At 66.7% G+C, this 13,164-nt stretch carries 11 protein-coding genes; 9 read left to right on the forward strand and 2 right to left on the reverse strand.

All coding sequences use genetic code 11. From position 1 onward, the window contains the following. Nucleotides 1–60: 60 nt before the first annotated feature. Nucleotides 61–2,415 carry an FdhF/YdeP family oxidoreductase gene (locus ABIB29_RS04490; protein ID WP_354170469.1) on the reverse strand — a complete coding sequence of 785 codons (2,355 nt, stop codon included), beginning with the start codon at nucleotides 2,413–2,415 and terminating at the stop codon, nucleotides 61–63. 213 nt (nucleotides 2,416–2,628) lie between these two features. On the opposite strand from ABIB29_RS04490, the gene ABIB29_RS04495 reads away from it, so the two are divergent. Together ABIB29_RS04495 and ABIB29_RS04500 are read left to right on the forward strand one after the other, a co-directional pair. Beyond that, nucleotides 2,629–3,471 carry a dienelactone hydrolase family protein gene (locus ABIB29_RS04495; protein ID WP_354170471.1) on the forward strand — a complete coding sequence of 281 codons (843 nt, stop codon included), beginning with the start codon at nucleotides 2,629–2,631 and terminating at the stop codon, nucleotides 3,469–3,471. Beyond that, the gene (locus tag ABIB29_RS04500; RefSeq protein ID WP_354170473.1) at nucleotides 3,471–3,983 is read left to right on the forward strand and encodes a TspO/MBR family protein; all 513 of its coding nucleotides are present in this window, start codon (nucleotides 3,471–3,473) and stop codon (nucleotides 3,981–3,983) included. The genes ABIB29_RS04495 and ABIB29_RS04500 overlap by 1 nt, the downstream gene beginning before the upstream one ends. Nucleotides 3,984–3,997: 14 nt before the next feature. Here the strand turns inward: ABIB29_RS04500 and ABIB29_RS04505 are convergent, their stop codons facing one another. Further along, a complete protein-coding gene (locus ABIB29_RS04505) occupies nucleotides 3,998–5,779 on the reverse strand; it encodes a long-chain-fatty-acid--CoA ligase (RefSeq protein WP_354170474.1) in 1,782 nt (593 codons plus the stop codon). 237 nt (nucleotides 5,780–6,016) lie between these two features. On the opposite strand from ABIB29_RS04505, the gene ABIB29_RS04510 reads away from it, so the two are divergent. The 7 genes from ABIB29_RS04510 (at nucleotide 6,017) to ABIB29_RS04540 (ending at nucleotide 13,147) form a co-directional block, all read left to right on the forward strand. After that, a complete protein-coding gene (locus tag ABIB29_RS04510; RefSeq protein ID WP_354170476.1) occupies nucleotides 6,017–7,399 on the forward strand; it encodes an MBL fold metallo-hydrolase RNA specificity domain-containing protein in 1,383 nt (460 codons plus the stop codon). Further along, the gene (locus ABIB29_RS04515) at nucleotides 7,396–8,709 is read left to right on the forward strand and encodes an erythromycin esterase family protein (RefSeq protein WP_354170478.1); all 1,314 of its coding nucleotides are present in this window, start codon (nucleotides 7,396–7,398) and stop codon (nucleotides 8,707–8,709) included. The genes ABIB29_RS04510 and ABIB29_RS04515 overlap by 4 nt, the downstream gene beginning before the upstream one ends. A 490-nt stretch (nucleotides 8,710–9,199) precedes the next feature. Continuing rightward, on the forward strand, nucleotides 9,200–10,069 hold the full coding sequence (locus ABIB29_RS04520) for a universal stress protein (protein WP_354170480.1): 870 nt from the start codon (nucleotides 9,200–9,202) through the stop codon (nucleotides 10,067–10,069). Nucleotides 10,070–10,172: 103 nt separating this feature from the next. Further along, nucleotides 10,173–10,856 carry a hypothetical protein gene (locus ABIB29_RS04525; protein ID WP_354170481.1) on the forward strand — a complete coding sequence of 228 codons (684 nt, stop codon included), beginning with the start codon at nucleotides 10,173–10,175 and terminating at the stop codon, nucleotides 10,854–10,856. A 199-nt stretch (nucleotides 10,857–11,055) separates the two neighbouring features. Beyond that, entirely contained in the window at nucleotides 11,056–12,267 is a 1,212-nt protein-coding gene (locus ABIB29_RS04530) for an inorganic phosphate transporter (protein WP_354170482.1), read from the forward strand. Further along, on the forward strand, nucleotides 12,267–12,488 hold the full coding sequence (locus tag ABIB29_RS04535) for a hypothetical protein (RefSeq protein WP_307464053.1): 222 nt from the start codon (nucleotides 12,267–12,269) through the stop codon (nucleotides 12,486–12,488). Before ABIB29_RS04530 ends, ABIB29_RS04535 begins: the two co-directional genes overlap by 1 nt. A 107-nt stretch (nucleotides 12,489–12,595) precedes the next feature. After that, complete coding sequence (locus ABIB29_RS04540; RefSeq protein ID WP_354170484.1) at nucleotides 12,596–13,147, forward strand: dihydrofolate reductase family protein; 552 nt, start codon at nucleotides 12,596–12,598, stop codon at nucleotides 13,145–13,147. Nucleotides 13,148–13,164: the final 17 nt, after the last annotated feature.

Genomic DNA, 13,164 nt, shown 5'->3' on the forward strand with positions numbered 1-13,164 from the left:
CCAGGGTGGGGCATGTCCCGCGGAGGTGTCCCGTGGAGTGCGCCCGCGGGGCGGGGCGCCCTACCGCGGCTGGGCCGCCGCGCCGGAAGCCACGGTGGTCGAGCCGTCCGGGGTCTGGTCCTCGCTGGGTTCGAGCCTGACGATCACGGCTTTGGATACCGGGGTGTTGCTGCCTTCGGCCGTGTGGTTCAGCGGCACCAGTACGTTGGCTTCCGGATAGTAGGCCGCCGCGCAGCCGCGGGCGGTCGGGTAGGAGACCACCCGGAACTTGCGGACCATGCGCTCCACGCCGTCCTGGTACTCGCCGCGGATATCCACGAACATGCCGTCTGCCAGGCCCAGTTCTTCGATGTCCTCCGGGTTCACGAACACCACATGGCGGCCCTTCTTGATGCCCCGGTAGCGGTCGTTGTGGCCGTAAATGGTGGTGTTGAACTGGTCGTGGGAGCGCATGCTCTGCAGGATCAGCGTGCCTTCCGGCTTCTCTACGTGCTCCAAGTCATTGACTGTCAGCACCGCCTTGCCGGTCGGGGTGGGGAAGGTGCGGGAATCCCGTGGCCCGTTCGCCAGGATGAAGCCGCCTTCCTGCCGGATCCGCTCGTTGTAGTTCTCACAGCCGCCGACCACCCGCGAGATGTGGTCCCGGATCAGGTCGTAGTTTGTCTCGAAACCGTCCCAGTCGGCTTTGACCCTGTCCCCGACCAGAGCTTTGCCGAGCCTGCTGACGATCGCCGGCTCGGAGAGCAGATGGTGCGAGACGGGTTCAACCTTGCCCCAGGAGGGGTGCACGGCGCAGACCGTGTCCTCTACCGAGACGAACTGCGGGCCGGACTCCTGGATATCGATCTCGCTCCGGCCCATCGTGGGCAGGATCAGGGCTTCCGCGCCGGTCACGGTGTGGGACCGGTTGAGTTTCGTGGAAATCTGGACGGAGAGTTCGGTGTTCTGCATGGCCGCTTCGGTGGCGTTGGTGTCCGAAATGGCGCCGACGAAGTTGCCGCCGAGCGCGATGAAGGCCTTGATGCCGCCGTCGCGCATCTTGTTGATGGTTTCCACGGCGTCCACGCCGTGTTCGCGGGGCGGCTCGAAGCCGAACTCGTCGCCGAGGGAGTCCATGAAGGACTGCGGCATCTGCTCCCAGATGCCCATGGTGCGGTCGCCCTGGACGTTGCTGTGGCCCCGGATAGGGGAGGCGCCGGCGCCGGGTTTGCCAATGTTGCCACGCAGCAGGAGCAGGTTGATGATCTCCTTGATCGTGGCCACGCCTTTCTTCTGCTGCGTGATGCCCATGGCCCAGGTGATGATGACTTTCTCGGCCTTCAGATAGCGGGCCGCGAGTTCATCGATTTCCTCGGTGCGCAGGCCTGTCGCGGTCAGGACCGCCTCTTCGTCCAGCAGGCTGAGGTGTTCCTTGAGTTCGTCCAGCCCCTCGCAGTGTTCGGCGAGGAACGCGTGGTCCAGGACGGTGCCCGGGTTGAGGGCCTCCGCGTCGAGGACACGTTTGGAGATGGCCTGCAGCAGCGCCATGTCGCCGCCGATGCGGATATGCAGGAACTGGTCCGCGATTTCCGTTCCGCGGCCGATGATGCCCTTGACCTTCTGGGGGTTCTTGTACCGGCGCAGGCCGGCCTCCGGCAGGGGATTGACGGCGACGATATGGCCGCCGTTTTCCTTGCACGCTTCCAGCTCGGTCAGCATGCGCGGGTGGTTGGTGCCAGGGTTCTGACCCATGACGATGATCAGGTCCGCCTTGGCAAAATCATCAAAGCTGACGGTGGCTTTGCCGATGCCGATGGTCTGGCCCATGGCCCAGCCCGAGGATTCGTGGCACATGTTGGAGCAGTCGGGCAGGTTGTTGGTGCCGTAGCCGCGGACCATCAGCTGGTAGAGGAAGGCGGCCTCGTTGGACGTGCGTCCGCTGGTGTAGAAGGCGGCTTCGTCCGGTGAGTCCAGGCCCTTGAGCTTGTCCGCGATGATTCGGATGGCCTCCGGCCAGCTCACCGGCTTGTAATGGTCCTCTCCGGCCGGCTTGTGGACCGGCTCGGTGAGCCGGCCCTGCATCCCCAGCCAGTACTCGGAATGCGTCCGCAGTTCACTGACGGAATGTTCCGCCCAGAACTCCCGGCCGATGACCACCGGCGTCGCCTCCCAGGTGACAGCCTTCGCGCCGTTCTCACAAAACTCAAAGGCCTTGCGGTGGTTCGGGTCCGGCCACGCGCAGCTGGGGCAGTCAAAACCGTCCTTCTGGTTCATCGCCAGCACAGTCTTGCGGGTGCGGTTCAGGCCCATGTGTTCGATCGCGGGCTTCATGGAGTGCAGCACCCCCGGGATGCCGGCGGCCCAGTCCTTTGGACCGTCGCCGACCACGAGGTCCTTTTCGTCGTTTTCCTCGACCTGGGGATTCTTGCGGGTCACGTGAACTTCCCTTCTGCAACCACAACCTGTTCAGGCCGTGGGTCTCTACTACCAAGCACCCTACCTTTTGGCCTGTTATAGGCCTATCAGCTGGTTCGGAGCGCCGCAAGGGATCTGCCGTCGACGTCGGCGCCGCAGTTCCGTAGCATATGCGGTACGCGGGGTGGATGTAGTGCTTCCAGCAGTGCCCGCCCGGAACCGAGGGGACCGTCCATGCCGAAGCAACGGGAAACGCCGGAGCATCGGGAAATGCTGGAGGGCTTCACCGAATCGGGCTTCAGCCACGGCGGTATCCACCATCAGGTCTTTCGGGCCGGCACGGGCCCGGCCGTGGTCCTGGTCCACGAGGTTCCCGGAATCCACCCGGGGGTGCTGGAGCTCGCGCGCCGCCTGATCGACCGGGGCTATACCGTCTACCTGCCGTCCATGTTCGGCCGGCCCGGCGGGAAAGCGGGCGAGGGAATCGTGAAGTCCATCGCGAAGGTGTGCATTTCCCGCGAATTCGCCGTCCTGGCGAACCGGAGCAGCCCGGCGGCGGGGTGGCTGCGCGCCCTCGCCGCCAAGGCCCACCGGGAGTGCGGCGGTCCCGGCGTCGGGGCGATCGGCATGTGCATGACGGGGAGCTTCGCCCTTGCGATGGCGCTGGAACCCGCAGTCCTGGCGCCGGTAATGAGCCAGCCCGCGCTGCCGGCGGGCCTGACCGCGCGGAGGCGTGCCGCCGTCGGGCTGGACGACGGCGACCTGGCGCAGGTGAGGGCCCGGACCAGCCAGGGCCTTCGGCTGCTTGGTTTGCGGTTCAGCAACGACCGGGCGTGTCCGGCGGAACGTTTCGCCACCCTGAGGCGGGAATTCGGTGAGGGCTTCGAAGGCATTGAGGTCGACTCGTCGCCGGGAAATCCGTTCGGCATCGCCCCGTCCGCGCATTGCGTCCTGACCGTCGACCTGGTGGACACCCCGGGGCACCCGACGAAGGCGGCACTGGAACGGACCATCGAGTTTATCGGCGAGCGCCTGCGACCGGACACAGCGGCGACGAAGGGACCAAAGGAGCAGTAATGAAACTGATGACAGTGGTGTGGACGGCGGCGGCGACCGCCGCAACGGCAGCGGCCGGTGGACTAGCAACGGATCCGGAGAGCCGCTGGTACCGGCGGCTGCGCAAACCGGACTGGCAGCCGCCCGCCATCGCCTTTCCGGTGGTGTGGACGGCGCTGTACGCGGACCTCGCCGTGAGTTCTGCCGTTGCTTTGGACAACGAGGCTGCCGGGGAAACCCCAGGCCGTAAGACCCGGGGGCAGGAGCTGGCCGCCTACCGGGGAGCCCTGGCCGTCAACCTTGTTCTCAACGCGACATGGAGTTGGCTTTTCTGGCGTGCCCGCCGGCCGTGGCTGGCCGCGGCGGAGTGCGCCGTGCTGACGGCGAGCAGCGTCGACCTGGTGCGGCGGACACACCGCTTGAACCGCAGCGCCGGTGTGTCCCTCGCCCCCTACGCCCTGTGGTGCGGTTTCGCCACCGTCTTGTCGACGGCAATCGCGCGGCTCAATCCCGGACCGGCAGGCAGGCACTAGCGCGGTCCCTCGGTTCAGTGCCCTGACACGAGGGTGTCGCGGATTTCACGGCGGAGGACCTTGCCGATGAGCGAGCGGGGCAGGGAATCGAGCACCACCACCCGGCGCGGCACCTTGTAGGCGGTCAGGTGCTCCCGGGCAAACGCCAGGAGCGCGTCAGGATCGATGGTGGTTCCGGGGACCGGCACCACGGTGGCGACCACGTCCTCGCCACCTCCGGGGCGTGGCAACCCGACCACGGAGACTTCGGAAACGCCGGGGAACGTGGCAATGACGTCCTCCACTTCACTGGGCGAGACGTTGAAGCCCCCCGTGATGATCAGCTCCTTGATCCGGTCCCGGATCGTCACGAAGTAGTCGTTGTCCACGGAGACGATGTCGCCGGTGCGGAACCAGCCGCCGTCGAGCAGTGCTTCCTCGGTCTCTTCCGGGCGGTTCCAGTAGCCGGAGAACACCTGGGGGCCGCGGATCAGGAGCTCCCCTTCCTCGCCCGGCGCGCGGTCCAGCGCGACGTTGCGGGGATCCACCACCCGGATGTCTGTCAGCGGAAACGGTACCCCGACGGTGCCCGGCTTGCGGCTGGGGCCGAAGGGGTTGCCGATCGCGATCGGGGACGTCTCGGTCAGTCCGTAGCCCTCGATCAGGTAGCCGCCGGTCGCTTTTTCCCAGGTCTCCACCGTCGCCGTCGGCAGGTTCATGGCCCCGGAGATGGAGAAGCGGATGCTTTCCAGCCCGATGCCGCGTTCCGCTGCTGCTGCGGCGATCCGGTCGTAGATCGGCGGCACGGCCGGCAGGAAGGTCGCCGGGGACTTCTTGAGCGCCTTCAGCACCAGGTCGACGTCGAACTTCGGGAACAGGACCAGCTTCGCGCCGATGCTCAGGGCGAAAGTCATGCAAAGCGTCAGTCCGTAGGCGTGGAACATCGGCAGCACCGCGTACACGGTCTCCCGGCCGTCTTTGAGGCCCGGCACCCAGGCCCGGCCCTGCGCGGCGTTGGCCTGCAGATTGGCATGGCTGAGCATGGCGGCTTTGGGCAGTCCCGTGGTGCCGGAGGTGTACTGGAGGACGGCGAGGTCCTGGGCCGCGGGGCGCGGATGTTTCCTTGTCAGTTCTCCTGCGTCGAGGAGCTTCCGCCACGGCAGCACGGGCCGCGGGGCGGGAGTCGTCCGGCTCCTCGGCTGGTCGGAGCCGGCGGAGAGCGCAGCGCGGGCCTTGCGGGCCGCGGGAACCGGCAGCCGCAGCGCCAGCCGCTGCAGCAGCGGCATCGCGGGGATCAGTTCCACCGAAACGATGTTGCGGAGACCGACGTCGGCCGGCAGCTGGCGGACCCGCTCCACCGCCTTATCCCAGACGATCGCGACGGTGGCCCCGTGGTCCTCGAACTGGTGGCGCAGTTCCCGGTCCGTGTAAAGGGGGTTGTGCTCGACGACGACGGCGCCGAGGCGCAGCACGGCATGGAAGGCAACGATGTGCTGGGGGCAGTTCGGCAGCACCAGGGCAACCCGGTCGCCGGCCTTGACACCGAGTTTCGCCAGCCCGGCGGCGGTCCGGCTGATCAGCGTGCCGAGCTCGCGGTAGCTGGTGCGGGCGCCGAAGAATTCCAGGGCGGTCTTCGACCCGTAGCGACGCACGGAAGCGTCCACGAGGTCAACGAGCGACCCCTCGGGGAGCACCAGGTCCGCCGGAACACCTGGCCCATAGGAACTGGTCCACGGACGGTCACTCCAGGGCTGCCCGGCAGTGCCGTGCGGAGCCTTGCCGTGGGCTGCCGTCCGCGTGGATTTTTTCTTCATCATCAGTCCTTGCCGCTGGAATCCGCCGGGTGTCCGCGAGCCAAAGGGCCCGCTGGAAAAGCCTACCGGTGCCCGGCCCGGTGCCGGTGCCGGGGCCGGGCGGGTGCAGCGCCTGGTGACTTTTGGCCCTAGGGTGGGGCCGTGCGCGGGCGGAAGCTGGGTACATCGCCTGCGCGGATCACCGTGCCGATTCGTGTCGAGCAGGTCAGTCCAGGCAGGACATGCGGGATCGGGAGCACCATGAAGCACCAGCAGCCCACCCTCCGTTTCCTCGGAGCCACCGACACTGTCACCGGGTCCCGGTACCTGCTCGAGGCCGGCGGGAAACGCGTGCTGGTGGACTGCGGGCTCTTTCAGGGCTACAAACGCAGCCGCGAACGGAACCGTATGCCGTTCCCGGTCCGGCCGGCCTCAATCGACGCCGTAGTCCTGACCCATGCGCATCTGGACCACACCGGCTACGTACCCGCGCTGGTGCGGGACGGGTTCACCGGGCCGGTCATCGCCACCGACGGCACAACGGACTTGTGCAAGCTGCTCCTCCCGGACAGCGGCTACCTGCAGGAGGAGGAAGCCCGGTACGCCACCCACCGCGGATCGTCCCGGCACAGTCCGGCCCTGCCGCTGTACACCGCTGCCGACGCGGTGAAGTCCCTCAACAGCTTCAAGATCCAGGATTTCGACGATCCGCTGGACCTTGGCGGGGGGATGGAACTGACGTTCCTGCCTGCCGGCCACATCCTTGGCGCGGCCCAGGTGCATGTCCGGATCGGCTCACGTTCGGTGCACTTCACCGGGGACCTGGGCCGGGCGGATGATCCGCTGATGTACCCGCCCCGGCCGCTCGTTGCGAGTGATGTGCTGGTCACGGAGTCCACCTACGGGAACCGGAAACACTCCACCGTGGATCCTGAAAAGCAACTCGGGGACATCATCAGCCGCGTCGCGAAGCGCGGCGGTGTCGTGCTGTTCGCCGCGTTCGCCGTCGGCCGGGCGGAAACCCTGATGCTGTACCTGTCCCGCCTCCGCAGCAAGCACCTGATCCCGGACATCCCGGTGTACCTCAACAGCCCGATGGCCATTGATGCGTCCGGGATGTACCAGCGGCACCCCGAGGAGCACCGGCTGAAGGAACAGGAATACCTGAACATGTACAAAGTCGCCAAGCTCACCCGCTCGGTCGACGAATCCAAGCTGCTGAATCTCCGCGGCGGCCCGATGATCATCATCTCCGCCAGTGGAATGCTCACCGGCGGAAGAATCCTGCACCATCTCTCCGCCTACGGGCCCGATCCGAAGAACGCGGTGATCCTCAGCGGCTACCAGGCCGGCGGCACGCGTGGCGCCGGCCTGGCAGCCGGCGAGCGCGAGCTTAGGATTTACGGTGAGGACGTCAAGGTCCGGGCTGAAGTGATCCAGATGGAGAGCTTGTCCGCGCATGCTGATGCGGACGGCGTCATTGCGTGGATGAAAGCCGCGGCACGGGAGCCCCGGATGACGTACATCACCCACGGTGAACCGGAGGCCTCGGATGCCCTGCGCATCAGGATCAAGCGTGAGCTCGGCTGGCGCGCGCGGGTCCCTGAACACCTTGAACAGATTTCTATCGAGGAGCCCCGATGACTTCCGGCGTCGCTAAATCTTCGGTTCTGGCCGAAATCCACTCCCTGGCCCGGCCGCTGAAGACCGACCGGGACCTCAACGGGCTGGTCCGTCGGGCGGCGGACTGCCGGTTCGTCGCGATCGGGGAAGCCACCCACGGCACCCACGAGTTCTACACCTGGCGTGACACCCTCAGTAGACGCCTCATTGAAGAAGAGGGCTACAACTGGATCGGGGTCGAGGGGGACTGGCCCGACTGCTGGCGGATCAACCGCTGGGTGCGGGGCGAGGCCGGACAGGCGCAGGGCGTTCATGCCCTGCTGGCCGGCTTTGAACGCTGGCCCACGTGGATGTGGGCCAACGAGGAAGTTGCCGCGTTCCTGGACTGGCTGCGCACGTGGAACCTCGGCCGTCCGATGAGCCGGCGCGTCGGCTTCTACGGACTCGATGTCTACTCGCTCTGGGATTCGCTCCGCGAGATCATCGGCTGGCTGGAGGACAACGTTCCCGACGCCGTCCCCGCCGCCATGCGCGCCTGGCAGTGTTTCCTGCCGCACCGCGAGGACCCGCACAAGTACGCGTGGAGCACGCGGCTGGTGCCAGAGTCCTGTGAGGCTGACGTCATCGCCCTGCTCACCGAGGTCAGGAGCCGGGTGGCCACCCCGGGCGGGCACGACGAGGACGCCTTCGGCGCGGTGCAGAATGCCGAAGTGGCAGCGAACGCCGAGCACTACTACCGGATCATGGTCCGGGGCGACCGCCAGTCCTGGAACGTCCGGGACCACCATATGGCCGACACCATCGACCGGCTCAGCAGGCACCTTGGCCCGGACTCGAAGGGCCTCATCTGGGAGCACAACACCCACGTGGGGGACGCCCGGGCCACCGACATGGCCCAGGACGGACTCGTGAACGTCGGTCAGCTGCTGCGGGAGCGGCACGCCGCGGAAGGCGTCATGCTGGTGGGCCTCGCCTCCCACCGCGGTGAGGTCATCGCCGCGGACGCCTGGGGCAGCCCGGAACGGATCCTGCCGGTTCCGCCGGCACGCCGGGGCAGCCACGAAGACTTCCTGCACGAGGCCCTCGGGGTGCCGTCGGTGCTGGAGTTCGGGGAGGACAGGTCCGGCCCGTGGCTCTCCACCTGGCTCGGCCACCGGGCCATCGGTGTGGTCTACCATCCCGAGCGGGAGCTCGGGAACTACGTTCCGACCCGGATCGGCGAGCGCTACGACGCGCTGATCTGGTTCGAGCACACCCACGCGCTGCGACCGGTGCACCATGAAGGACCGCCGCGGGAACCGGAGTTCGAGACGGAACCGACCGGCTTCTAACCCGCTGCCTGTCGTGCCATCACGAGGACGGGCACCAGGGCCGCGGCGGCGGCCATCAGGATCCAGGCGCCGATGCGAGAATCCGCATGGCACTGAGTGTCACGAATTCGTTGAGCCCCGTTCGGGTATCATCAGGCCCCCTCGACCGGCCACCGTCCGTCCGGGAGTCTCTTGCTCCGCAGCAAGTCGAGGGCCTCCAGAGCCCGGGGGTCTCCGGACCGTCCCAGCCGGCTGCAGACGTCCCTTCCTGCGATGCGCCGCGCGGCGGACGGCAGGTTCCTCGGAGGCCGCCAACCACTCAATGGCGGCCGGCAACGCGTCCTGCTGCATGGCTCGACGCTACGCAGCGGGGCAATGGCCAGTGAGGGGCTTAAGGCCCTAACCGGGGGTCAGGGCCCGGCGCACACTGAAGTGTCGGCGGACTCCTGGGCTGCCGCCCGGATCATGCCATGCAGAACAGGCCGCGCCACGGAAAAGAGCAGGATTCAGAATGAATAAACCAATCGTCGTCGGTTTCAACGGATCAGCCGGAAGCGAGGCAGCGTTGACGTGGGCCCTTCAACGGGCGGGCACCCACAAGCTTCCGGTCATCATCATTCACGCCGTGGATGACCGCTGGATGTCTCCGGATTTCCAGTACCACGAGCTCATCAGGCAATCGGGCATGGAAATGCTACAGAAGGCGCAAGCCAACGCAGCGGAGCAGGCGCCCGACGTGAAGGTGGACATCCAGCTGCGTCATGGCAGCGGCGGCTCGGTTCTGCGCGAGGTGTCGAAGGAAGCATCGATCGTGGTCGTCGGCGAGCACGACAGGCATTGGATGGACGGCGGTCCGCTGACTGACCGTGCCCTGCAGATCGTCTCCGCGTCGGAAATCCCGGCGGCTGTGATCCCGCTGAAGCGCGGCTCCGGTGACCGCGGCGTTGTGGTTGGTGTCGACGGTTCCGAAGAATCCCTGCAGGCAGTGGCCTTCGCCGCGGCGGAGGCTGACCGGGGCGGGGACGACTTAACCGTGCTCCTGGCCTTCCGCCGGCCGGCCCGGTGGATTGAATCCCAGTTGCCGAAAAGCGGGCTTGCCGAGACCATCCTCGAGGAGGACCGGATAGTCCTGGCCGAATCTGTGGCCGGGCTGGGCGATAAATATCCGGACCTCGTGGTCCACCAGAAGCTTGAGTCCGACACCGACCCCGCCAAGGCCCTGGTCGAAGCGGCCAAGGATGCCCGGCTCCTCGTGATCGGCAGCCGCGGCCGTGGTGGTTTCTCCCGGATGGTCCTCGGGTCCACGGCACACGCCGTCCTGCTCAATCTGCCGTGCCCGACCATCGTCACCCGGGTGCACAAGGTCAAGCACGAGGACTGAGCGGCAGAGCAGCCACTCCTCCGCAGGACAGCCCCCATGAGCAAGGAGGCTGTCCTGCGGCGCGGCCCTTGAGCCTGCCCGGGACGGGTGGGAGGATGATGCGGTGGAGCCAATCCTGGATTTTGTCGGCCACTTCTGGTGGCTGGTCTTCCCCTTGAGCGGACTGTTCGGCGGCTGGGCGCGCTCCTGGTCCAAAGCCAGCGAACGCCGGCACCGGCGCCGGGTGGAGCTCTATAAGCTCCGCAACCACGCCGTGGAGCTGGAGCAGGCCAGCCGGTCCCAGGTCCGGCAGCTCATGGACAGCCACGACGCCGTCAACCGGCGGTGGCTCGATTACGAGCTTGACGTGGGTAAACTCATCGACTTCCCGGTCATGACCGATGTGCGCGAACCGCTGACCGTGGCATTCCTGCGCGCCAAGCGGACGGCCGACAGCCTGCGGCCGGGAACCCCGGAGGACATCACAACGGGGGCGCAGTTGGGGGAGTACCGCGAGGCCGTGCACGGTTTCGAACTCGCCTTCGACGTCGCCGAGCGGGAAGCCCGGCGGATCAAGGACAGCAACTTCACCGGACCGGAGCGGGATCGCCTCGCAACTGCCCGGAAACTCCTGCGGATCGCATCGGATGCTGCCGCAACCCCGGCTGAGCGGCAAACCGCGTACAAGCGTGCGCGGCGCGAACTGGACGGACTCATTGTGCTCCCGGACGCGACGCTTGCCGCGCTTGAGGAGAAGATCGCCGGGATGATCGCCGCCGGCAGAAAACCCGACGTCCGCCAGGGCTGAGGAAACGACGCGGGAGCCCACACCTGCCGGGGCAGCGCGGATACCGGCGCTTGTTTTGCCCTGTTGCCTTTCCCCCGTACGATTTAAGCCGTCAAGCTACTTTGCTGAACGCCGCACTCCCTCCAGGTAAATCCCGGGTGAACACTGCGGCAACGGGGAATGAAACCGCTGACCGTCGACTCTGCAGATTGGGCAATAGGTGGAAATCACCATCATGGTGGCGCTGGTAATAACTCTGGCGCTTTTTTTTGACTTCACCAACGGATTTCATGACACGGCCAATGCGATGGCTACGCCCATCGCGACCGGTGCCATCAAACCCAAAACGGCAGTCGCCCTTGCGGCGGTGCTGAACCTGGTGGGGGCATTTCTGTCCACGGAAGTGGCGAAGACCGTTTCCGGAGGCATCATCAAGGAGGGCTCTGACGGGATCCAGATCACGCCGGAGATCATCTTTGCCGGCCTGATGGGCGCCATCCTGTGGAACATGATCACCTGGCTTAAAGGCCTCCCCTCAAGTTCCTCGCACGCGCTCTTCGGCGGCCTCATCGGTGCGGCCATCGCGGGCATCGGCATCCATTCGATCAACTTCGAGAGCCTCATGCAGAAGGTGATCCTCCCCGCGATCTTCGCGCCGATCATCGCCGGTGCAGTGGCCTACCTCTGCACCAAGCTGGCCTACGCGCTGACCTCCCGCCATGACCCGGAGACCGGCAGCAAGCTCACGCAGAAGCGCGGCGGCTTCCGCAACGGCCAGATCTTCACGTCCAGCCTCGTTGCCCTGGCGCACGGCACCAATGACGCGCAGAAGACCATGGGCATCATCACCCTGGTCCTGATCGCCGCCGGTACCCAGCAGCCGGGTTCCGGACCGCAGTTCTGGGTCATCGCCTCCTGCGCCTTCGCCATCGCGATCGGCACCTACTCCGGAGGCTGGCGGATCATCCGCACCATGGGTTCCGGACTCACCGACGTCAAGCCTGCCCAGGGCTTCGCCGCCGAAAGCAGCACGGCGTCCGCCATCCTGGCGTCCTCACACCTGGGGTTCGCGCTGTCCACCACCCAGGTGGCCTCGGGCTCCGTGATCGGTTCGGGCATGGGCCGCCGCGGCACCAGCGTCCGCTGGGGAACCGCCGGAAGGATTGCCCTCGGCTGGCTCTTCACCCTCCCGGCCGCCGGGATCGTCGGCGCCCTCACCGCCATGCTGGTGCAGACCGGCGTCCTCGGTGTTGTCATCGCTGCAACAGCCGGCACCGGTGCAGTGCTCTACATGTTCCTCCACTCCAAGAAGTCGCACGTCGGACACCACAACGCCGTCGAGGTCGAGGAAGCCGGCACGGCCGTTCGCTTCCGCAAGAAGAAGGCGCTTGCCGTCAGCCGCGCCAACAATAAGCCAAAGGACGAACTGTAATGAAGTGGCTGGAACTGGTTCAAGTGGCCGGCGCGACGCTCGTCTCCGCAGTCACCGTTGTGGTCCTGTACTCCCTGGGCGTCCGTCTCACGGCCATCGCCGGTGACGTCAGTGAAAGAAAACCGGCCTGGCTGCGGCCGCTCGCCTATGTATGTTTCGCCCTGTGCGGCCTCGCCGTGCTGTTCGGGCTCTACCTGATCATTCCCTACTTCAGCAAGTAGCCTCCGGCCTCCCGACTCCCGGGCTCCGCATTGCCCCGGCGCGGCGCCGGCCACCCCGCACCCCACGGAGGTTGGGCACTCCGGCCGGGAATGGCTAGGCTGGGGCCATGTCTGGATTCCAGTATTTTGTCGCGTCCTCGCTGGACGGATTTATCGCCACCGCCGATGACGAACTGGACTGGCTCCTCCAGTTCGACGGGTTCGCCGGCGGCAAGGAAAGCTACGACTCCTTCATGGCCGACGTCGGCTGCATCGTCATGGGCGGGGACACCTTCGCCTGGCTGAGGAAACACGAACCTGGCAACTGGCCGTATCCCGCCACTCCGTGCTGGGTGTTCACGCACCACGAGCTCTCCGCTCCCAAGGGCGCGGACGTGACCTTCGTCCGTGGCCCCGTGGCCGAATTCGTTGAGGACCTCAGGGCCGCCGCCGGAGGCCGGAACGTCTGGATCGTCGGGGGAGGGGTCCTCGCGGCCCAGTTCGCGGACGCCGGTGCGCTCGACGAGATCATCATCTCGATCATTCCCGTGGTTCTTGGCAGCGGCAAAGCTGTCCTTCCCCTGTCAGGCCCGACGGCGCCGCTGGAGTTGCTGTCCTCACACACCATGGGGCGGGGCATCGTGGAACTGCGGTACCGGTTCGGACGCGCCGCGGCGTAGCCTTTGCGCGGCGCCGG

Source organism: Arthrobacter sp. UYEF36, from assembly GCF_040547025.1.
Classification (GTDB): domain Bacteria; phylum Actinomycetota; class Actinomycetes; order Actinomycetales; family Micrococcaceae; genus Arthrobacter.

Excerpts from the sequence above, each read along its gene's own strand:
- ABIB29_RS04495 (WP_354170471.1), top strand. The coding sequence starts at position 2,629 with ATGCCGAAGCAACGGGAAACGCCGGAGCATCGGGAAATGCTGGAGGGC.
- ABIB29_RS04510 (WP_354170476.1), top strand. The coding sequence starts at position 6,017 with ATGAAGCACCAGCAGCCCACCCTCCGTTTCCTCGGAGCCACCGACACT.
- ABIB29_RS04535 (WP_307464053.1), top strand. The coding sequence starts at position 12,267 with ATGAAGTGGCTGGAACTGGTTCAAGTGGCCGGCGCGACGCTCGTCTCC.
- ABIB29_RS04500 (WP_354170473.1), top strand. The coding sequence starts at position 3,471 with ATGAAACTGATGACAGTGGTGTGGACGGCGGCGGCGACCGCCGCAACG.
- ABIB29_RS04540 (WP_354170484.1), top strand. The coding sequence starts at position 12,596 with ATGTCTGGATTCCAGTATTTTGTCGCGTCCTCGCTGGACGGATTTATC.
- ABIB29_RS04520 (WP_354170480.1), top strand. The coding sequence starts at position 9,200 with ATGAATAAACCAATCGTCGTCGGTTTCAACGGATCAGCCGGAAGCGAG.
- ABIB29_RS04515 (WP_354170478.1), top strand. The coding sequence starts at position 7,396 with ATGACTTCCGGCGTCGCTAAATCTTCGGTTCTGGCCGAAATCCACTCC.
- ABIB29_RS04505 (WP_354170474.1), bottom strand. The coding sequence starts at position 5,779 with ATGATGAAGAAAAAATCCACGCGGACGGCAGCCCACGGCAAGGCTCCG.